Below are 19,268 nucleotides of genomic sequence, written 5' to 3' on the forward strand. Positions count from 1 at the left end.
CCACATCGTGGCATAAAAGTAGCCACTAGAAAAAAATTGAATCTTAAGAGAAAAAAATAGCGACCGCCTCCTTAATTCTGGAGTTTTTTGAGCTTTCCACATCAAATTTTTTTCTGGAACTTCCGTTCCAATAATTTGCAAAACTCTTCCCTACTCAAACCGCTTTGTGATATTATGCTCACTAAAGTTCCTCTTGCAATCGCTACATGTTTTGGTATCACGACCGTTATCTTTTCACGTTCTTGTTTGGTCATGATTACGTGGCTGCCTGACTGCCTGCTAATTTTGAAACCTGCAGAAGAAAGAGCTTTGATGACCTTTCTCGAAGAAACTACAGGCAGTTTCATAAGAATATCCTTGTTGCTATCGGAGGGAGTAATTCCTGCTGCCCCTTTGACTGCTTTTCAGGACATTCCTCCAAATATAAATTAATGGCATCCTCTATGTTTTTTATCGCTTCTTCGTAACTGTGTCCTTGGCTTGCTATACCGAGATTTAGACAATGGGCTACAAAAACCTTTTTACCATTAACTAGTTCCTCGTTAACTGCTATGTCAAATGCTCTTTTAGACATCTTATCTCCACCATAGTATTGTTTTGAGAATATATAAAAACTTTTATAAAATGCCTCCGTGACCTTCTCGTTTCTAACCGAGCTATAATATCTTTTCTTTCGCCAACTTCTTTTACTACAAAACGTTAGTCGAAAAATAATTCCCGCAAGTTAAGTTTTTAAATTGGTATGCTTGAGAAAAGGGTTGGCTGTTGTTACCGTGGCGGTATTTATCGGTATTGCGCTGACGCCGGTAGTCACCACGCAAAATCTTTCGCTTTTGAAAACAGAGGGACAAGAGAGCTATGAAAATAATAATGAGACACAGGAGGAACTTATGAAGGTTGAAGTTACTCAATATGGTCATGATGGTTTAACCGAGAAGAGAATTGTAACATTGCCGCAGAATGAGGTAAATGAGCTCAGAGATAGACTGATTGATACAAAAACCATTGAGGAAAGATTCTGCATACTTAAGGAATACGGATTAATTTTAAAGGAGTATTCACTCGAGAGCTGGAAAGAAGGAATGTATAGGAAAGCAGAGGGGATCGGGCTAAGGGAATATGAAGTGCAAAACCTCACATCAAAATATGAGGAAATGGGCATTTTCAATTTGCCCGTGTTATTGAGCTTTTTCTGTAAAGTCAATGCCATCTATGTTCTGAGCGGCGATGTGAATCTTGGACTCCCACCAATTATTGGGCTGAGTAAATTTTTTGGAAGTTCGAGAATTCTTGCTTTTGACCTGGTTGATGTGTGCTGGGGGGCTTTTGGTATGTTGGAAACAAAAGGTCTCTTAAGAAACCATGCTTTGATCGGTGTTGCAAGTTTTATGGGCATGGCGGGATTTGTGGAGATACATATCCACATTCCGCTTGTCCTTGATATGTACAATGGTTTCTCAGCAATGACGTTTGCGGTTGGGCTGGGGATGCATTCCGTTAACTTTAATTTAGCGACCGTAGCATTATTGAGTTTTGTGGCGGGAGGGCTGGTAATGCAGGGGCTTTTTGGTTTTAATGAAAGTGGCACGTCATAAATTTTGTGCCCCCATCTGAACATGATTGTCCAAAACATTTGGCAGACCGGATATTCGGCCCATAAAAACAGATGAAAATGGTTGCTATCCGAAAAGTAATAGTATCCTTGTCCCATATCGGTGTATATGGAGAATATTGGCGAGAAAAAACTAATTAGGAAGGGAAAGGTGAAAGAGGTTTATGATATTGGTGATGGCAAGCTTGAATTTCTTTTCACTGACAGCATTTCTGTATTTGATAAAATAGTATCTACGGGCATAAAACATAAGGGAGAGATACTGTGCCGCATTTCTGCTTTCTGGTTCAAAAAATGTGAGCAAATGGGCGTTAAAACACATTTCATAGATGCAGGGAAGAACACCATGCACGTCAAAAAGTTCAATATAATAAAGGATTATTCAAAAATAGATGAGAGGACAACGAATTATGTCATACCTCTGGAAGTAATAGCCAGGTATTACGTGGCAGGATCGTTTTATGAGCGGATGAAAAGCGAGAATATGAAATATGGTACAAAACTGCAAAAGCCGATTATAGAATTCACAACAAAATTCGAGGAATACGACAGGATGCTGAGCGAGGAGGATGCGATGAAAATTGCTGGTTTGAATAAAGAGGGAATAGAACGGATAAAGGATGTTGTCCTGAACATAGATGAATACATGCATTCAGAGGTTGAAAAAAAAGGGTTTATCCACGTCGACGGCAAGAAGGAGTTTGCATTTGATGGAGAAAGAAACCTCGTTTTGATTGATACATTCGGAACACCAGATGAGGACAGATTCTGGGATGCAAAAAAGTATGCCAACGGGGGATTTGAAGAGTTGAGCAAAGAATTTGTAAGGTCATATTATAGGAGGATAGGATATTACAGTGCCCTTAGCAGGGCTAGGCAGAATATGACGCCGGAGCCGGCAATCCCTCCGCTGCCAGAAGACATGGCAGAAAAAGTAAGTTTGCTTTATATTTCGCTATACGAAAAAATTACGGGGGAAAAATTCAGATAATCTTCTCACAAATTTCATCCAGTATGCATTCATTACAATTCGGTTTCCTTGCCCTACATGTATGCTTTGCAAGAAGCCAGAATAGGCCTACCACCCTTCCCTCCCTTTCCTTAGGGATTTTTTCCCAGGGAAAAAAGTTCTTCAGTTTTTCCTGTATTTGTTTATAATCCGCTTTCTCATCGACCAGACCGAGCCTTCCTGCTATTCTTGCCATATGCGTATCGACCACGAAAGCCTCTCTCTGCCCGTGAATGGAGGACAAAAGCACGTCTACCGTCTTGTCTCCTATGCCGGGTATTTTAATTATTTCTTGCCTTACCTCTCCCTTTGGCTTTTTCATGACCCATGATATGTCCCCGTCAAAATTTTTTAACACATGCGCAGATATTTCCTTTATCCTTTTTGCCTTTATTCTATAAAGCCCTCCCGGACGGATTGCTTTGCTTATTTCTTTCTCATCTGCATCGAAAAGGCTTTGGGGTGTTATTTCGAAATTGGATTTTAAGCCAAGATATGCTTTCCTTGTATTTTCTGTTGAAGTATTTTGTGAAAGAAGAGTGAATATTATATTTTTGAAAGGGTCTTTCATCGCCTGCCGGTACTCAACTTCATCATCTTCCTTCCACCAGTACTTTGCATATCTTTCTTCCAGCAACTGGAGCATTTTTTCATCCAAACATGACGTCATCCTTATTTTCTTCCTTGCCCACCTGCATCTTTCTCCTCTTCCTTTTAATAAATTTTTCCTGATACTTTCTCCCTATAAACCTGAAATCATTTCTCAGGAGTCTTATAAAAGTCCTGCCCGGGAGCGGCTCCAAAGCCACAATGCCCTTCGACTGAAGTTTAACCAGTTCAAATTCTGTGGTTGCTCTGGATATGTGAAGTTTTTTGCTCAACTCCTCAACGGTAACCGGGTAGTGTTCCTGCAAAATCCTCAGTATTTTTTCTTCCATCGTACCGGTTTTCACTTCAATCATTTTTATACCTGTAATCAATGTTGCATGCCCCTTCAATTGAAACCATGCATGGTCCAACTGGATGCGACGGCTTGCATTTGCCCCCAAAAAGAGGACATTCATCAGGCGGTATCAACCCCCTAAGAACTTCGCCGCATCTACAACCGGGCGGTTCTTTAAATTCCCTGTTTTTTAAGTCCACAAGCATGTCCTCGTATTTCTTCTCAGCGTCATAATCTTCAAATTTTTTCTTAATTACCATCTTGGAGTCCTCGATGTCAGGAAAGCCCCTCCACCTTGCACCCTCCCTATCAAAAACCTCATCCAGCACCTTCAAAGCCTTCTCGTTCCCTTCATATGTCACGCATCTTTTATACTCGTTCTCGACCTCACCCCTACCCTCCAAAACTTGCTTCGCAATCATCCACACACCCATCATAACGTCTATGGGCTCAAAGCCGGCTATGACCTGGGGAATGCCATATCTCCTGGATATGCCCTCGTAAGGCTTAACGCCTATTATAACAGAAACATGCCCGGGGTCTATTATTCCGTCCAAAGCCACTTCACCCATTCCAAGAATTGAAGTGATTGCGGGCGGTATGTACCGGTGACAATTCACCACAGAAAAATTTTCAGGAATGCTTCGCAGCAGCACCGATGCAGTAGATGGCGCAGTTGTTTCAAAACCCACAGCCATAAAAACAACCTCCTTTTTCTCCGCCAATTCAACCGCCTCGTTTATCCCGTAAACAATCCTTACATCCCCTCCTTTTGCCTTTATTGATTGGAGTGATTGCTCTACTCCCGGCACCCTTACCATGTCCCCGAAAGTAGCTATTGTGATGCCCTTTTCGGCAAGCCTTATGCCTATTTCTATCTCATTCGGTGTTGTGACACAGACCGGGCAGCCAGGCCCCTGTATTATTTTAACTCCGCATTTCCTAAAAATGCTGCCCAGCCCAAATTTTACGATAGTATCCTGATGGGTGCCGCAGACATGCATAATCTGAAGGTTCAAATTCATCTCCTTCAGATTTTTTGCTATTAATTGCGAGAGTTCTTTATCCCTGAGGTGAAACATCTTCTATCTCTATCTCCACGTTCTTTATTAAACATTCTCTTCCGTTAATTATTTCGACGGTATCGCCGCATTCGGGGCATCTGAGAATCGGGAATTGAATATGAAATTCTTCCTTCTCGGCATATGATGCATCCCCTTCATACCCACATTGGCATCGGACTTTTGGCTTCACTTTTCCAATAATAAGTTCTGCCCCTTCCATTTCTGTATCTTTTGTCAGCACACCGAATGCAAAACGGAGCTGCTCCTCTCCCAGAAAAGTCAGTTCTCCTATCTCAAGCAATACTTTTGTAATCCTGCTTGCATTGTGCTTTCTTCCCTCCTCCATGACGGCGCCCACAATATTTGCCATGGTTGAAAACTCATGCATTCTCTGCCTCGATCACTTCCCTGAATAATGCGAGGGTTTTTATCGCCTCATCCGCATCCAAAACCTGTATGGCAAATCCCGCATGAACTATGACATAGTCACCGACTGAAGCATTTACCAGAGAGACATCAGCATTTCTTGTTGTCCCCTCACCGTAATCAATTTTTGCCCTATTGCCGTCGATGGACAGTATTTTCCCGGGTATTGCCAAACACATGAATGAGAGAAATAAGAAGTAATATAAAATCACTTCCATCTCACCCTTTTTATTTTTCCGCCGCATACGGGGCAAATGTCCATTTCGCTTTCCACAAATCTTCCGCACCCCATACACTTATATTTCCATTTCCAGTAAAATTTCTTTTTTATGCCTTCCTGGAGCATGCCTTTGTATTTAACCCCGATGTGCTCTGCAACGTTCTGAATTGAATAGTCGTCGGTAAACAGAATGGCATCATCCTTCAGGTAAAACGCAAGGGCAAGGACTTCTATATCTGCTTTAGAAAGACCGATGTCGCCAGTAAGCCTCGCCGCTTCCCTCACTTTCTCCATGGCATCCTCAGGAGGAGCCAACACTTTCATTCCTGCCTCTCTCGCATACTGCATGAGCCGGTATGAGTGGCCGCCCTCGCTGAATTCATCTATGACAGAAGGGCTTGTTACTACTTTGCTTATATCCTTGCCGATGCAGAATTTGCCCGAAAGAATGGCAGATGTGTCCAGTACCGCTATCATTGCATAAGTATTTTAAAGCCCATTGATATAAGTTTTTATGCGGATAAAAGTAGACGGATGGCGTTCCCATACAACTTTTTCTTCTGCTCATTTAATCCCGGATTATGAAAAATGCGGAAGGCTCCACGGGCATTCATATGCAATTCATGCAGTGGTTGGTGGTGAGGTAAATAGTACAGGTATTGTTATTGATTTTGGGGAGCTGAAGAACGTGATGAAGAAAATAGCAGAAGAAATAGACCACAAAATGATAATCCCGGAAAAGGGGAATATTAAAATTTCCCGCAGTGAAGGCGAGGTGGAAGTAATATTTGACAAAAAGAGATATATTTTCCCTGAGGAGGACTGCACAATTCTCCCCATCAAATCATCGTCCGCAGAGAGCTTGGCGCAATACATACTCGACCGCATCGTTGAGGAAATGAACCTGCCGGATAATGTAAATTATCTGGAAATAGGCATCGACGAAGGTTTCGGGCAGGGGGCATGGATTGCCAGGAAGATCGGTGAAAAAAAATGAGGGCAGTATGCCTTTTATCGGGAGGGATGGATTCGTGCGTCACAGCGGCGATAGCAAGAGATATGGGCTACGAGATTTATGCCATCACGTTCGACTATGGGCAACGCAACTGGAAAGAAATAGAAAGTGCAAGGAAAGTCGCCCATTCCTTAGATGCAAAAGAGCATAAAATAATAAAGGCAGATTTGAGAACTTTCGGCAAATCAGCCCTGACAGACGACATAGAAGTGCCCGAATTTCATAGGAAGGGAATACCATCCACTTATGTTCCTGCAAGAAACACGATATTTCTTTCATATGCCCTTGCATACGCCGAAGTTATCGGCGCAGATGCAATATTTATCGGGGTAAACGCGGTCGATTATTCCGGCTATCCCGACTGCAGGAAGGAATACATCGAAGCATACCAGAGAATGGCAAATCTGGGAACGAAGAGAGGGGCCGAAGGCAATCCGGTAAAAATTATGACACCCATTATCAGCATGTCAAAGGCTGAAATAGCCAAGAAGGGTGTTGAACTTAAAGCCCCGCTTGGAGAAACATGGTCATGCTACCGTAACCAAGAAAAAGCCTGCGGGAAATGCGATTCATGCATCCTGCGCCTTAAAGGATTTGAAGAAGCATGTCTAAAGGATCCGATTGAGTATGAATAACGTTACATTACCTTTCTTCCTTCCTAAAAATGTCTCTTTAAGACAAAGGTACACCCGTCCACGAAATCAAAACAAAAATTTTAAGTAACCAATTAATTAATACATTACAAATATACAAATGAGGTGATGTAAAAAATGAATGAAAGTCGGGAGCTAAAGGAGTTTGAAATGTCTAAATCGCCTAATTTTATTATAACCGAAACAGAACCTATGCCGCTTCTACGAGATTTTGCCACATTTACCCAATATTTAAGAGCACATCACATTGTCTTAACCCGGGTCAATGAGTTCATATCTGGAAGAGACTTATATGAACTAAACCAGGAGATGACTCATCCTCTCCCAGATACTACTCCACGAACCGACCAGACTTTGTATCCGCTTTTGCATTTGTTTTACCACCTAGTTTTGGCAGGAAAATTGTTCCAAAAGGTTCCTGAAAAAGGCGGCAGATTTGTTCTGAAAACAACTGGACGTCTTCAATTATACGATGAATTGAAACTTACAGAAAAATATTTCTTCCTGCTGGAGACTTTCTGGGTGGATGCCGACTGGGAAAAACTCCAAGCAGGATACTTTGAGCGCTCACCTTTATATACCGTCCCTAAAGTTTTAGAATATCTGAGCAAACAACAGCCAGGGGAAAAAATCCAGCTAAAAGGCGAGAAAGCATTTGATATAGCTGAGATGTTTTTGGATTGGGAATACTTCTTGCACTATTTTTTCTTTTTCGGCTTCTGGGAGGTAACTTATGAAGATTTATCTGCACAGCATTGGCCTAAACGTTATTTCCGAGCAGAATCAATAACACCTTCGGCTTTTGGTGTAGCTATAGCCCGAGTCTTAAAGGATACGAGGAATTTATTTTACTGGAATTTACCTACTCGCCGTGAAGCTGGCGAATGGAAAGCTATACCAGGATCTCCCTTACCTGATGAAAACTTGTTCGAACTTTTTGAAGAAGAGCTAAAACTCAAAAGGCCGAAAGCAGTTATTAGGGCAGGCAAAGAAAAACCTGGAGATTTATTCTTTCTGCCTTTTGTTCCTCTTTTTGCCGAAGGAGAACTGCAAAAAACGCTCCCCCGTGAGGGAATCAAATTCGTGGATGGGACTTACGTTTTCAAGGTGGGTTTGGCTAAAAACCTTTGGCGACGGATTGAGATATCCGCAAACCATACGCTGCTTGACTTGCATCGTGCTATCCAAGAAGCCTATAATTTCGATGATGACCACCTTTACTCCTTCTTTATGGATGGCAAACCTTGGTCTCATGAGGGATTTAGATCTCCTTTTGAGGATGAAGGTCCGTATGTAGACGAAGCTCGTATCGGCGAATTGGGATTATTTGTAGGACAGAACATTCTTTATTTATTTGACTACGGTGATGAATGGCGTTTTCGAGTAGAATTGGAAAAGATACGTACAGAAGGTTCTAAACCCCGCAAGCCGAAAATTATGGAAAAGAAGGGAGAATCTCCTGAGCAATACAGATATTATGAGGAGTGATATTTTGAGTTTCCTTGCAGAAATGAGAGGATACGCCTACAATGGAAATAAATAAGAGGAAGGAACGCAGATGAAAATAAATGAGATATTTTATTCAATACAGGGCGAGGGAAGAAACGTCGGTTTGCCCACAATTTTTGTGAGAACCACAGGCTGCAATCTAAGATGCCCATATTGCGACACTGCCTATGCATATTATGAAGGAGAGGAAATCAGCCTGCAGGAAATTTTAAAGAAAATAAAAAAATGGGATTGCAAGAGAATTTGTTTGACGGGAGGCGAGCCTCTCCTCCAGGATGAACTGCCAGAACTTATAGACATGCTTCTCTCCGAAGGATATAAAATAAGTATTGAGACAAATGGCTCAATTGATATTTCAGAGATAGCAAAAAAAGATGTCATTATATCAATGGATATTAAATGCCCGAGCTCAGGAATGTATAAAAAAATGAATGTGGACAATATTTCTCTGCTCCGCAGCCACGATGAATTGAAGTTTATTATAGGGGACATGGAAGACTACAGATATGCCAAAGAAATGATAAAAAAGCATGTGCCAGGATGCGAAGTCATTATGCAGCCGGTATGGGGCAAGGCAAAAAAGTTGGCGGAATGGATACTGGAAGATGGGTTGAACGTTCGCCTTTCCATACAAATACATAAAATTTTATGGGGCAATGGGAAGGGTATTTGATTAAAAATCAAAATATTTATATAAAAGGATGCCAATTCTATTCTTAACCTCAATTCGAGAGGACCATAAAATGGAAAAAAAAGAGAAAAGATTAAAAAAGGGGGATGCATTTTAGATGCCAAACCTAAGGAGGAAAAAACATGTATAAAAAAAGCGTAATTAAAAAAATTGGAAGTATTGTTGTGATAGCCGCAATGATATCAAGTGTGTTTGCGGTTATGTCAGTAGAGAATGCATCGGGTACATCGGCTGCAGATGTGTCTATTAATGAATTCTTGCCAGACCCGACAGAAACACCAGAATCCTATTATGAGTTTATAGAGCTCTATAATGGTGGCGATATCTCCGTCAATCTGACAGGATGGACACTTGAAGATGAGGTTGGGTCTACAACCACCTATACAATAACAGGAATGATAAACCCAGGTGAATTCAGATTATTTTGGAGAAATGAAACAGACATAACGCTTAACAATAATGAGGAGGGCATATGGCTGAATAGCACAGAAGATGTAATTGATCACTTCGACACCTCCACCATTACGGAAGGAAAATCATGGGCAAGAATTCCGGACGGGACTGGAGAGTGGCAAGAGGCAGTTCCAACACCAGGGACAACAAACGGTGGAGGGGATACAACCGATCCGGTTACTACTTTAACTTTAGATCCTGCTGAATATCCTGTATGGGGCTGGTATGTTACGAATGTGACTGTTACGTTAGATGCCACTGATGATGACTCTGGTGTGAATTACACAAAATACAAGATTGGTGAAGGAGATTGGATGGATTACACCCAACCATTTGTGGTAGAGAATGATGGCAATAACACCGTTGAATATTATTCTGTTGACATTGCAGGGAATCAAGAGGAACATAAATTTGCTTATGTAAAAATAGCGAACCTCTCATCCGATTTGGAAGTTACTCCAACCAGTGCAAATTGGAATGAAACAAAAACCATTGATGTCCATAATGTTCAGGGAAGTGCCAGCTTATACGATCCCGATGGAATTCAGGTGGAAGGACCGAGTACGTATGAATACACACGCTGGCCAAACGTGTTACTTGATAAGAGCGGTGATTGGTGGGTAGTCGATATGCTCACTGACGGATGCAATGCCGAAAAAATCACTGTAAATCCAGTATCACTCGATGTTAATGTTACTCCCGATTCCATTGATTTCGAGAAGAATACATACCTTGATATCGAGGGAGACGTCACTCTAGATGGGCAGGCAGCTACTGAAGCGACAGTGAAATTAACTCGATCAGACGGCAGTGAGGTAACGACAAGTGTCGGAACGGATGGAAGTTTCTCGTTCTCCGTCTATTTGTCTTCCCAGGCATATGGTGCGGGAGAATACAACATAACAGCCTTCATAGGGGCTGAAGAAAGCCCAGATGCATTTGGATATGACACTGTCATGGTAAATACGATAGCACCAAATATAACCTTGGTTAGCAATGATGCAGTAGGAGGATTTGACATAGGGAAGGTTATTTTCAAGATAATTGATGGTGGAAGTGGACTGCTTATCAACAACAATTACAATCTATCAATATACAAAGGAAATGAATTATACGCATGGACGAATAAAACTGGCACAGATAACCAAAGTAAGGTAAAATTCACCCCGTACGGCGATAACCTCAATCTCACCTCTGACATGTGGGAAGCGGGAGATTATACATTGAAAGTTAAAGTGGATGTTAATGAAGATGGAAATTGGGAATATGTTGGCGAAAAGGATTACACCATAATATCTGCTCCGGATGTAAACCTCAAAGTATTAAGTCCAGAAGATAAAAAACTGGATGTACTGAATCCAACTGAAAATAAACAAGTGATACAGATACAAATATTCGGAAAAAATATGACGGTTTACGGCACCCCAGATGCTTTGAATATCAGCGAAGACAACGATGTTACAAACTGCATCAAAGTGGAAGGAGATATTCTTTACAGCCCAACTAATGAAGGATATAAACACATTGACAATGGCATCTGGAATATTACTGTTTTCCCGACTCGTGGAAATGGAGAGATTTACATAAACGTTACCTGGCCAGACAAAGGCACAGCCAAAGAGACTATTGACATCGAGGAAGGAGGATATGCAACAGTAATTCCTGTCTCCGTCATTGTGGATACACCGACGGACGTGGGCGTTGAAGTCTGGGAAAAATCAGAGGAATATCAAATATTCAACGCAAATGTTACATTAGTATATGAAAACGATCTGTATGGCATTGGTAGTCCTCTCGCATCTACCGAAACTGTTATCAGCGGAACATATACGTTTGATAACCTTACATCAACACGTGCAGCCACCAATATTATTGTCATTGCAAATTTCAGCTATGTGGGAACAAAATATGCATATGCAGTAATGAGATCACAGCCCGCACATGACTTGGAAGCTACCATTAGCCCAGCAAACATACTTGCTGGAGAATCAACCACTTTCGACATTAACGTTACAAACGCAAGCGGAGCATATGGAGGACAACTGTATTTCTATCTGCTCAATGAGACAAATCTCGCAAAATTCCATGCTGATCCATCCATGATAGAATCTTTAGCTACCAACATAACGAATCTTGTTGGCAATGCTGTAAGTACTGGTAACTATACGTTTGAACGCGTTGAAACCAAGCTGGGCACCCATTATCTCTATGTTACAACAAAAGACTACAAACATGACGTTGCTTCTGGCAGTGAGCCTAGCTTTGAAGTCACAAAAGCAACTGTTACGGTCAACCCGTCAATGCTTGTAAAGAATGTTGACAAGAACATAACTCTTGTATTTACAGTGGAATGGAATGGAGAGCCGGTAAATGGAACATTGAAAGCTAAGGGCGTAAAAGAAGTTGCAAGTTACGAGGCATATGCTGATGGAAAGGAAGTGAATATTACAATTACCAACGGTGAGGGAAACATAACAAACGTTACGGCTGTGACCATTGGAAATATAACGTTCGAATTTAAACCAAAAGCAGATGGCAGCAGATACGCAGAGGCAAATGGAGAACTGAAGGTTGTAACACCAACAATAGATGTTGAGCCAGAAACGGTTTTCCTTGCAGAGGAAAATCTTATAACCCTTACAGTAAAACATCCACTAACGAACCAGCCATGCCCAGGTCTTGAAGTGTCCGGCAATTTCCCATCCGGGAACATGGTGCTTGGAAAGACAGATGAAAACGGCAAAGTCACCATTGGGATAGTGCCATCGATTACTGGAACAATAAAACTGTATGTTGAGGGAGATGTAGCAGGAGAAATAGAAATACGCATTGGCTTGAAGATACAGGTGCCGTCTGGAATCGAGGAGGATAAGGAGATAACGATAACGGTCACAACCCGTGGTGGAAAGGCAGTCGAAGGTGCAACAGTGAAATTTGGAAATGAAACGGCCGGTATAACAGATTCCAACGGAGAGGTAAAGTACAAGCCAACCGAAAAGGGCGATTTCACCATAACGGCAGAGAAAAGCGGCTACTATGAAGCAACAAAAACAGTTACCGTGGAGGGAGGGCCAACTCCTGGATTTGGAGTGATAGGAGTTATACTGGGTGCACTGGCAGCGATTCTAATTATAAGGAGAAGAAAGCATTAAACACCTCTTCCCCTCTTTTTCCATAATATTTTAATATACGTTTTTCTTTTGGTTTGATCTCTGGTATAAAATGTTTGATGATGAAGATAAAAAAAGGAAGAAAACTTCAGATGAATTCGAAAAAATACTTCGGGAGATGGAGAAAATTGTAGGAGATGCGTTTAAGACTACTTTTGAGGAAGTCAAAGGATTTTCTATAAGAACTTATCCTGATGACAAGCCATATAATATAAATATACCGGAGGATGAACTCCCAATTGATGTGATGGAAAGCAATAAGTCCATTTCTGTAACCATAGAAATTCCGGGAATAAAAAAAGAAGATATCGATCTGGAAATAACTGAAAATACGCTGGAGATACACATTGAGGCATTACGATATACATACCACAAAAAGCTCGAATTGCCCTCGGACGTGAAACCAGATACAACGAAAGCCACATACAAAAATGGAGTGCTTGATGTGGAAATACAAAAGAGAAATATCGGAAAGAAAGGGCATAAAGTGAGTGTAAAATAAACCAATCTATAAATCTACATATTCCCCAACTTTCTCTTTTGCGCTTTCTCTCTTTTCCTTCAAATCTTTTAAAAAATCGCCCATCAGTTGGACGGCAAGTTTTTTGCAGTCTCCACACATCTGCTCTCCAGATTTGCACTTTTCATATATTTCTTCAAGTTCTCTATCATCCTTCATCAAGTGATATAGAAACAACTCATACACAACACATTCATCCGGTTTTCCCCCATACTTCCTCTGCTCTACAAGAGATACCGCACCTCCGGTCTTTGCCGCCATTATTTTCTTTTTTGCTTCCTCTGGCAAGTCAGTGAGAAAAACGGCCGATTCCGGCCTGCTGCTGGACATTTTTCCTCCAGTTAAGCCGGTCATAAACCGGTGGTATGTCGATGAAGGAGAAATAAAGCCATAAGCCCCGTTCTCCTGTTCTCTTTTTGCCAGGGCGATGTCGATTTTGCCTATATCTTCTTCATTTGCGCCGTCGAGATAAATCGCCCTATAATTATCCATTCTCTTCATACCAAACCCAAATTTACCTGCCTCTTCCTCTGCAATATCCATCAGTCTGTTCACATCCTCATCTGATTTGATAAAAATTCCTATTTTTCCATCTTTTGCTACCGTCACATTGAAAAGGCGGTGTGAACTGGCTACACCTCTGCTGAACCGTATGTGGGGATCCTGATCAACGCCAACGGGAACGAGCGTGGGACGCGGCCCCCCGTATTTTTCCATCTGCACATGTAATATATCCCCGCACTGAATGAGGGGGGATAACACATGAGACATGTTCGTTGAGCCGTTGAACCCATAAATGGCGGTCACTTCAGACCAATTTGTTTTTTTGCCGAGCAAGTATCCCAGGTCTTTCACATCCGTATTTCTCGACTGGAAGTATATGATGCAGGGTTTTAGGCCAAGGGCAATGTAACTGGTTATGTATTCCTCAACTGCCAATTTTTTCGCTTCTTTAAGGGTATAGCTGCGGGTTGCATATGCCTCTATATCCGCAATTGCAATAAATATATCCGCACCCACATTTTGATAATACATTATCTGGTCTATAACCATCTTGTGCCCCAGGTGCATCTTTCCAGAAGGCATCAGGCCGGTGAGCAATGCCCAGGGCTTTTTCCCTTCCATGGCATCTTTTATGCGATGGAAATCACGGTGGCCGAAAACAATGCCTCGGCGGAATAAATGCGGTACATTGGGCAAGCCTTCCCATTCTTCCCTACCAAATTCCTTTATGCCGAATTTTTCTCTTAACCGGCTGTAATTTTCGTATTGCACAGAGCTCCAAGGATCAATTCTCATCCTGCGTTTATCCGGAAAGCATATTTGTATTTTTTGAATAGGAAATGTTTAATAAGACATCTGCGATGCAGCAAAAGAAAAACATGAATAAAAAAGGCGTATCTGTTTTAGGGATAGCTGCATTAGCAGTATTTTTGTTCGCAGGGCTCGCATCTGCAGAAACAATAACCGATGATACCAATGATGTATTGCATTGGGCCTGGAATGACAACCTGGGCACATATTCATGGTCGCACTCCGTTACAAACAAGCCGAATATAGATATTAAAGAGCTTTCGTGCACGACGGACGGACAACAGGTAATATTGAAAATGAAGGTATCTGGGGCAATTGAAGACTCTGAAAATATTATATATGGTGCCTGCTACAATACTACCGATGCGATGTACTATGCGACATACACTAATGGCAGCGGAATGTGTATGGGCGTACCAGGAGATTATACACAAATATCGTCCGGAAATGTCTCCAGTTCTGGCGATACGATTACCGCGACAGTAAATACGGCCGGAACCGGGGCAAAATCAGATTTTTACGGTTACGCATACAAATACACCCAATTTGGAGATACAAGTGCTGAATGGTGGGGAGATTGGATTCCACAAGATACTTCACCATGGTCCTGTGATGAAAATAATGGAGGCGGCGATGAAGGAAGCAGCGGGGGCGGCGGCATCCCTGGATTTGAAATAGTTTTGCTTGTTGGGGCAATTGCAATAATTGTGGCACTGAAAAGAAGGTGATTTGCCAACTAAATATAATTCTCTCAATCCTCTTTTATTTCTTCCAAGTTCTCCAGTTATACGGCAGGATTTTAAGGGCAACATACAGAAACTTATTATAAAAATTCATGTTTCTCCTGTTTCATGGATGTACTGAGTTTTGCCATTACCGTCATTCTCGTAACGGCCTCAGGTGCTCTTGCTCCAGGCCCCCTATTTTTTGCCAACATAGCTCATGGCACTAGGTCGGGCGTCAAAAGCGGCCTGGTATTCTCAGTAGCACACACATTGGTTGAATTCGCCCTCGTCATGCTATTAGCCCTTGGACTCTTAACTGTCGCAAGCAAACCGATAGTAAAGCTTGTCATCGGAGTTATTGGAGGAGCAGTCCTTATCGCTTTTGGCATATCGCAAATCCACAACTCATTTAGGTATAAACCCGCAGAATTAAAACGTGGTACGCCATCTTCCCGCCATCTTTTTCTAATTGGTTTGGCCTTTACCGGTTTGAATCCCTACTTTGTTATTTGGTGGCTTACTGCTGGGGCGCAACTCATTATCATATCTCTTGAATTTGCAGCTTTAGCCGGCGTTCTATTCATGTATCTTTGCCACGTGTGGATGGACTATGTGTGGCTTACTGCTGTTGCTCACTCCGCTAGGAAGGGAACGAACATCATGGGACTGAGGTGGTATAGATTTCTTATGGTTATATTCGGAGGGATATTGACCTATTTCGGGCTTACCTTTCTTATAGATGGCTTAGCTCCTTAACACCATATTTTTATTCCAAAAGCTCTATTGCCCAAGGAATGCACAACAAATCACTGATTCCATAAAAGTATGTCGGGGGCGGGGTTTGAACCCGCGACCTCCTGATTTCCCAGCGAACCCTTAAGCTGTGCTTATGAGTCAGGCGCTCCAACCAGGCTGAGCCACCCCGACCTACCTTAAATTATCCCAGCGGGTATGAAAATTTAGGCGTTTATCTCTTTTCTATGGTATATCCACATTTTGTGCATTTCCACTTCTCAAAAACATCATTTTTGAATGAGAATGGAACAAGCCATCCTTCACCGCATTTTGGGCACGGCGGAAATATGTTTCCTATTGTATCACCTCAAAAGGGTAGCATACCGCATTTTTTAAACATATCGTTTCTTAGCAACCCTTTAAAAAAGTGTTGCATCCCAAACTTTCTTTCCGATTTAGGAAAAGCGCTGGCGGAAAAAAGTTCTTTTTGAGCTGAAGCACTTTTTCTTCTAAGAAAAAGGGCTCTTGGGGTTCAGGGGTAATATTTTATTAACGAAATAGATTACAAACCATGGAAACGCCTGCGATAGTTGTGAATGTAAAGACATATAAGGAAGGAACGGGAAGAAAAGGACTGAAAATCGCAAAAATTATGGAAAAAGTGAGCGAAGAAACTGGGGCAAGCATGGTAATAGCTGTGCAGACACCAGATATTTATATGATTGCAAGCGAGGTGAAAATCCCGGTCTTTGCCCAGCATATGGACGCGATAAACTGCGGCAGCCATACTGGATGGACTCTGCCTGAAAGCATAAAAGAAGCAGGTGCTAGAGGCGTTTTACTGAATCATTCCGAACATCCCCTTAAAATAGGCGAGATTGCAAAAGGTGTGGAAAGGGCAAGGGAACTCCAACTGGAAACCATTGTCTGTGCAAACAATATAGGAGTTACGGGAGCTGTGGCCACACTTTCACCAGATTTTGTTGCAATAGAACCGCCAGAGTTGATTGGCGGGGACATATCTGTAACGAAAGCAGAGCCAGAAATAATAAAAAAAGCTGTTGGAATCGTGAAAAAAATAAATCCCTCAACAAAAGTTCTTTGTGGAGCCGGGGTTAAAAGAGGAAAGGATGTAAAAAAAGCCATCGATTTGGGCACTGAAGGCGTCTTGCTTGCGAGCGGTGTTGTAAAAACAGGGGACAAAGAAAAGGTTTTGAGAGAAATGGCATCTGCCATCGAGAAAAAATGAAGCCGTTTGTTATCGTAAACTGTGCGATGTCGATAGATGGAAAGATTGCATTGCCGGCTAGAAAGCAGATAAAAATATCAAATGAGGAGGATATCGAAAGAGTGCATAAACTCAGAAATGAATGCGATGCAGTACTGGTTGGCATTGGAACAGTACTGGCTGACGACCCAAAACTCACCGTCAAAAAGAAATATGTACCAAATCCATCAAATCCTTTACGCATCGTGCTCGACAGTAATTTCAGGGCCCCCGGTAATGCAGAAGTCATGAAAGGAAATGTGCCAACCCTAATTGTAACCACTCGCAGGGAATTCAAACGGGGCAATTTAGAAGTAATAAAATGCGGACACAATACCGTAAATTTAAAGAAACTCATGAAACTGCTTTACGACAGGGGCATAAAAAAACTTCTTGTTGAGGGTGGAGAGACAGTCATATGGGAATTTTTAAAGCAGGGGCTGGTAGATGAACTCAATATTTTCATGGCACCATTTGTAATAGGAGGGATAACATCACCAACGATGGCGGGCGGCGAAGGCTCGCCCTCACCTGATAAAATCATACATATGGAATTACATGACTTCTATAGAATTGGAAATGGAATTTTATTGAAATTCCGTCCATCACTCTCCGAAAATATGCACTAACAATATTCTGTTTCTGGCCCTAACATCACATTCCACGAAAACAATTTGCTGCCATGTCCCAAGTTGTAATTGATTATCTGCAACAGGTACAACAATGCTTGGCCCGAGGATGCTTGCCCTTACATGAGAGTGACCGTTACCGTCGTGCCACTGCTCCTCATGCTCGTAATACACGTTTCTGGGAGCAATTCGTTCTAGGGCTGCTGGCAGGTCATGTAAAAGACCGGGCTCGTGCTCTATCGTTGTTATCGCCCCCGTAGAGCCGGGACAAAAAACACATGCCATTCCATTGTCTATGCCTGATTTGCTCACAACAGACTGCACATCTGAAGTGATATCAACTATGTCCATTTCACGGGTTTTAAGCCCTATTTCACCAATATAAACTGTCATGATATACAAACGAGAAAGGTATAAAATAGTTTATTGCAACTTGTGGCAAACTTTTAAATTGCTGCCCTATTTCCCCTCATGAAAATTGGCAAGGATACCTACATTGCGAAAAGTGCCATCATCATAGGAAATGTTTTCGTTGGGGAGAGATGCAGCATATGGGAAAATGCCGTGATACGAGGAGATTTAAATATCATAGAGATCGGCGATGAAAGCAATGTGCAGGATTGTTGTGTGCTCCATGTCTCGCCGGAACATCCCATGAAAATAGGTAAAGGAGTTTCAGTAGGTCACGGGGCGATAGTACACGGTGCAATGGTGGAAAATGACTGCATAATAGGCATCAATTCAACCGTTTTAGACGGCGTTCATATAGGAAAAGGGTGCATCATAGCCGCCAATGCCGTTGTCCCGCCAGACGCGAAAATTCCAGCCAACAGCTTAGCGGCAGGGGTACCAGCAAAAATAATAAGGCAGGATGAAGGGATGATCGAAGCCGTAAGGAAAAATACGGAGATTTACATGAATCTGGCAGTGAAATACCTAAAAGGAGAATTTGAAGAGGATGTGACTGAACAGAAATAGTGCTTAGCGGATATCTCTCCGAGAAATTTTTACTTTAGCGTATGGGTTTTTGTTATGCCCACAATTATAGTGAAAGACTCATATATTTTCAACAATGCAGAAAAGCAATTCAAGAATAAAGTAAGGAAATCACCAGGATGCCATTTCAGAAACTATTTTAAATATCGGTAAAGTTATCAATATTGAGTTTTGTTAAGAGTGGGAAAAAACCCAATGTCATTATCAGAAACTGTGTAGTTCATGCCGAAGACTTAGATTGAGAAGATGAAATAAAATATGCAATTCCTTGTCTTTATTCATGTAGTATTTTTACCATATAGATAAATGGAAGGCTT

The 19,268-nt window shown here is 41.8% G+C and carries 23 protein-coding genes and 1 tRNA gene; 13 read left to right on the forward strand and 11 right to left on the reverse strand.

Annotated elements, in window-relative coordinates; all coding sequences use genetic code 11:
- Window positions 1-101: 101 nt before the first annotated feature.
- Window positions 102-347 (reverse strand): type II toxin-antitoxin system HicA family toxin, encoded by a 246-nt coding sequence (locus tag U9O96_04850; protein ID MEA2054428.1) that lies wholly within the window; start codon window positions 345-347, stop codon window positions 102-104.
- Window positions 344-574, reverse strand: a complete 231-nt coding sequence (locus U9O96_04855) for a type II toxin-antitoxin system HicB family antitoxin (protein ID MEA2054429.1) — start codon at window positions 572-574, stop codon at window positions 344-346. The genes U9O96_04850 and U9O96_04855 overlap by 4 nt, the downstream gene beginning before the upstream one ends.
- A gap of 172 nt (window positions 575-746) precedes the next feature.
- On the opposite strand from U9O96_04855, the gene U9O96_04860 reads away from it, so the two are divergent.
- Window positions 747-1,595: a hypothetical protein gene (locus U9O96_04860; protein MEA2054430.1), complete on the forward strand. Its 849-nt coding sequence runs from the start codon at window positions 747-749 to the stop codon at window positions 1,593-1,595.
- 126 nt (window positions 1,596-1,721) lie between these two features.
- Entirely contained in the window at window positions 1,722-2,603 is an 882-nt protein-coding gene (gene purC, locus U9O96_04865) for a phosphoribosylaminoimidazolesuccinocarboxamide synthase (GenBank protein ID MEA2054431.1), read from the forward strand.
- Here the strand turns inward: purC and U9O96_04870 are convergent.
- Genes U9O96_04870 through U9O96_04895 form a run of 6 tightly spaced genes read right to left on the reverse strand, consistent with a single transcriptional unit; the run spans window position 2,596 to window position 5,751 of the window.
- Complete coding sequence (locus U9O96_04870; GenBank protein MEA2054432.1) at window positions 2,596-3,291, reverse strand: hypothetical protein; 696 nt, start codon at window positions 3,289-3,291, stop codon at window positions 2,596-2,598. The two genes, purC and U9O96_04870, sit on opposite strands and share 8 nt — an antisense overlap.
- A complete protein-coding gene (locus tag U9O96_04875) occupies window positions 3,272-3,583 on the reverse strand; it encodes an HTH domain-containing protein (protein MEA2054433.1) in 312 nt (103 codons plus the stop codon). Before U9O96_04875 ends, U9O96_04870 begins: the two co-directional genes overlap by 20 nt.
- Window positions 3,576-4,646, reverse strand: coding sequence for a hydrogenase formation protein HypD (hypD, locus tag U9O96_04880; GenBank protein ID MEA2054434.1), 1,071 nt, complete (start codon window positions 4,644-4,646; stop codon window positions 3,576-3,578). The genes U9O96_04875 and hypD overlap by 8 nt, the downstream gene beginning before the upstream one ends.
- Window positions 4,627-5,016, reverse strand: coding sequence for a hydrogenase maturation nickel metallochaperone HypA (gene hypA, locus U9O96_04885; GenBank protein ID MEA2054435.1), 390 nt, complete (start codon window positions 5,014-5,016; stop codon window positions 4,627-4,629). The genes hypD and hypA overlap by 20 nt, the downstream gene beginning before the upstream one ends.
- Entirely contained in the window at window positions 5,009-5,233 is a 225-nt protein-coding gene (locus U9O96_04890) for a HypC/HybG/HupF family hydrogenase formation chaperone (protein ID MEA2054436.1), read from the reverse strand. Before U9O96_04890 ends, hypA begins: the two co-directional genes overlap by 8 nt.
- 29 nt (window positions 5,234-5,262) lie before the next feature.
- The gene (locus U9O96_04895) at window positions 5,263-5,751 is read right to left on the reverse strand and encodes an NOB1 family endonuclease (protein MEA2054437.1); all 489 of its coding nucleotides are present in this window, start codon (window positions 5,749-5,751) and stop codon (window positions 5,263-5,265) included.
- Between the two features lie 37 nt (window positions 5,752-5,788).
- Between U9O96_04895 and U9O96_04900 the strand changes: the two genes are divergently transcribed.
- The 6 genes from U9O96_04900 to U9O96_04925 all read left to right on the forward strand — a co-directional run bounded on the left by U9O96_04900 (window position 5,789) and on the right by U9O96_04925 (window position 13,267).
- The gene (locus tag U9O96_04900; protein ID MEA2054438.1) at window positions 5,789-6,271 is read left to right on the forward strand and encodes a 6-carboxytetrahydropterin synthase; all 483 of its coding nucleotides are present in this window, start codon (window positions 5,789-5,791) and stop codon (window positions 6,269-6,271) included.
- Window positions 6,268-6,924 carry a 7-cyano-7-deazaguanine synthase QueC gene (queC, locus tag U9O96_04905; GenBank protein ID MEA2054439.1) on the forward strand — a complete coding sequence of 219 codons (657 nt, stop codon included), beginning with the start codon at window positions 6,268-6,270 and terminating at the stop codon, window positions 6,922-6,924. Before U9O96_04900 ends, queC begins: the two co-directional genes overlap by 4 nt.
- A 135-nt stretch (window positions 6,925-7,059) precedes the next feature.
- Window positions 7,060-8,430, forward strand: coding sequence for a plasmid pRiA4b ORF-3 family protein (locus tag U9O96_04910; GenBank protein MEA2054440.1), 1,371 nt, complete (start codon window positions 7,060-7,062; stop codon window positions 8,428-8,430).
- 70 nt (window positions 8,431-8,500) lie between these two features.
- Window positions 8,501-9,124: a radical SAM protein gene (locus U9O96_04915; protein MEA2054441.1), complete on the forward strand. Its 624-nt coding sequence runs from the start codon at window positions 8,501-8,503 to the stop codon at window positions 9,122-9,124.
- A gap of 140 nt (window positions 9,125-9,264) precedes the next feature.
- Window positions 9,265-12,747, forward strand: coding sequence for a lamin tail domain-containing protein (locus U9O96_04920; GenBank protein MEA2054442.1), 3,483 nt, complete (start codon window positions 9,265-9,267; stop codon window positions 12,745-12,747).
- A gap of 70 nt (window positions 12,748-12,817) precedes the next feature.
- The gene (locus U9O96_04925; protein ID MEA2054443.1) at window positions 12,818-13,267 is read left to right on the forward strand and encodes an Hsp20/alpha crystallin family protein; all 450 of its coding nucleotides are present in this window, start codon (window positions 12,818-12,820) and stop codon (window positions 13,265-13,267) included.
- A gap of 6 nt (window positions 13,268-13,273) precedes the next feature.
- Here the strand turns inward: U9O96_04925 and U9O96_04930 are convergent, their stop codons facing one another.
- Complete coding sequence (locus U9O96_04930) at window positions 13,274-14,584, reverse strand: tryptophan--tRNA ligase (GenBank protein MEA2054444.1); 1,311 nt, start codon at window positions 14,582-14,584, stop codon at window positions 13,274-13,276.
- An 83-nt stretch (window positions 14,585-14,667) separates the two neighbouring features.
- On the opposite strand from U9O96_04930, the gene U9O96_04935 reads away from it, so the two are divergent.
- Together U9O96_04935 and U9O96_04940 are read left to right on the forward strand one after the other, a co-directional pair.
- Window positions 14,668-15,327, forward strand: coding sequence for a hypothetical protein (locus U9O96_04935; protein MEA2054445.1), 660 nt, complete (start codon window positions 14,668-14,670; stop codon window positions 15,325-15,327).
- A gap of 123 nt (window positions 15,328-15,450) precedes the next feature.
- Window positions 15,451-16,080, forward strand: a complete 630-nt coding sequence (locus tag U9O96_04940) for a LysE family transporter (GenBank protein ID MEA2054446.1) — start codon at window positions 15,451-15,453, stop codon at window positions 16,078-16,080.
- Window positions 16,081-16,150: 70 nt separating this feature from the next.
- Here U9O96_04940 and U9O96_04945 read toward each other — a convergent pair.
- Window positions 16,151-16,251: transfer RNA gene (locus tag U9O96_04945), tRNA-Met, on the reverse strand.
- A 379-nt stretch (window positions 16,252-16,630) separates the two neighbouring features.
- Between U9O96_04945 and tpiA the strand changes: the two genes are divergently transcribed.
- Window positions 16,631-17,308 carry a triose-phosphate isomerase gene (tpiA, locus tag U9O96_04950; GenBank protein MEA2054447.1) on the forward strand — a complete coding sequence of 226 codons (678 nt, stop codon included), beginning with the start codon at window positions 16,631-16,633 and terminating at the stop codon, window positions 17,306-17,308.
- Entirely contained in the window at window positions 17,305-17,955 is a 651-nt protein-coding gene (locus U9O96_04955; GenBank protein ID MEA2054448.1) for a 2,5-diamino-6-(ribosylamino)-4(3H)-pyrimidinone 5'-phosphate reductase, read from the forward strand. The genes tpiA and U9O96_04955 overlap by 4 nt, the downstream gene beginning before the upstream one ends.
- Here the strand turns inward: U9O96_04955 and U9O96_04960 are convergent.
- The gene (locus U9O96_04960) at window positions 17,932-18,348 is read right to left on the reverse strand and encodes a secondary thiamine-phosphate synthase enzyme YjbQ (protein ID MEA2054449.1); all 417 of its coding nucleotides are present in this window, start codon (window positions 18,346-18,348) and stop codon (window positions 17,932-17,934) included. The genes U9O96_04955 and U9O96_04960 overlap by 24 nt on opposite strands.
- 78 nt (window positions 18,349-18,426) lie before the next feature.
- Here U9O96_04960 and U9O96_04965 point away from each other — a divergent pair, with 78 nt between their 5' ends.
- Window positions 18,427-18,933, forward strand: coding sequence for a gamma carbonic anhydrase family protein (locus tag U9O96_04965; protein ID MEA2054450.1), 507 nt, complete (start codon window positions 18,427-18,429; stop codon window positions 18,931-18,933).
- Window positions 18,934-19,268 lie beyond the last annotated feature (335 nt).

The organism is Candidatus Thermoplasmatota archaeon, assembly GCA_034660695.1.
Classification (GTDB): Archaea; Thermoplasmatota; E2; order UBA202; family DSCA01; genus JAYEJS01.

Bases quoted from the DNA above. Each gene is read 5' to 3' on its own strand.
- U9O96_04850 (MEA2054428.1), bottom strand. From the start codon at position 347: ATGAAACTGCCTGTAGTTTCTTCGAGAAAGGTCATCAAAGCTCTTTCT.
- U9O96_04855 (MEA2054429.1), bottom strand. From the start codon at position 574: ATGTCTAAAAGAGCATTTGACATAGCAGTTAACGAGGAACTAGTTAAT.
- purC (MEA2054431.1), top strand. From the start codon at position 1,722: ATGGAGAATATTGGCGAGAAAAAACTAATTAGGAAGGGAAAGGTGAAA.
- U9O96_04870 (MEA2054432.1), bottom strand. From the start codon at position 3,291: ATGACGTCATGTTTGGATGAAAAAATGCTCCAGTTGCTGGAAGAAAGA.
- U9O96_04875 (MEA2054433.1), bottom strand. From the start codon at position 3,583: ATGATTGAAGTGAAAACCGGTACGATGGAAGAAAAAATACTGAGGATT.
- hypD (MEA2054434.1), bottom strand. From the start codon at position 4,646: ATGTTTCACCTCAGGGATAAAGAACTCTCGCAATTAATAGCAAAAAAT.
- hypA (MEA2054435.1), bottom strand. From the start codon at position 5,016: ATGCATGAGTTTTCAACCATGGCAAATATTGTGGGCGCCGTCATGGAG.
- U9O96_04890 (MEA2054436.1), bottom strand. From the start codon at position 5,233: ATGTGTTTGGCAATACCCGGGAAAATACTGTCCATCGACGGCAATAGG.
- U9O96_04895 (MEA2054437.1), bottom strand. From the start codon at position 5,751: ATGATAGCGGTACTGGACACATCTGCCATTCTTTCGGGCAAATTCTGC.
- U9O96_04900 (MEA2054438.1), top strand. From the start codon at position 5,789: ATGCGGATAAAAGTAGACGGATGGCGTTCCCATACAACTTTTTCTTCT.
- queC (MEA2054439.1), top strand. From the start codon at position 6,268: ATGAGGGCAGTATGCCTTTTATCGGGAGGGATGGATTCGTGCGTCACA.
- U9O96_04910 (MEA2054440.1), top strand. From the start codon at position 7,060: ATGAATGAAAGTCGGGAGCTAAAGGAGTTTGAAATGTCTAAATCGCCT.
- U9O96_04915 (MEA2054441.1), top strand. From the start codon at position 8,501: ATGAAAATAAATGAGATATTTTATTCAATACAGGGCGAGGGAAGAAAC.
- U9O96_04920 (MEA2054442.1), top strand. From the start codon at position 9,265: ATGTATAAAAAAAGCGTAATTAAAAAAATTGGAAGTATTGTTGTGATA.
- U9O96_04925 (MEA2054443.1), top strand. From the start codon at position 12,818: ATGTTTGATGATGAAGATAAAAAAAGGAAGAAAACTTCAGATGAATTC.
- U9O96_04930 (MEA2054444.1), bottom strand. From the start codon at position 14,584: ATGAGAATTGATCCTTGGAGCTCTGTGCAATACGAAAATTACAGCCGG.
- U9O96_04935 (MEA2054445.1), top strand. From the start codon at position 14,668: ATGAATAAAAAAGGCGTATCTGTTTTAGGGATAGCTGCATTAGCAGTA.
- U9O96_04940 (MEA2054446.1), top strand. From the start codon at position 15,451: ATGGATGTACTGAGTTTTGCCATTACCGTCATTCTCGTAACGGCCTCA.
- tpiA (MEA2054447.1), top strand. From the start codon at position 16,631: ATGGAAACGCCTGCGATAGTTGTGAATGTAAAGACATATAAGGAAGGA.
- U9O96_04955 (MEA2054448.1), top strand. From the start codon at position 17,305: ATGAAGCCGTTTGTTATCGTAAACTGTGCGATGTCGATAGATGGAAAG.
- U9O96_04960 (MEA2054449.1), bottom strand. From the start codon at position 18,348: ATGACAGTTTATATTGGTGAAATAGGGCTTAAAACCCGTGAAATGGAC.
- U9O96_04965 (MEA2054450.1), top strand. From the start codon at position 18,427: ATGAAAATTGGCAAGGATACCTACATTGCGAAAAGTGCCATCATCATA.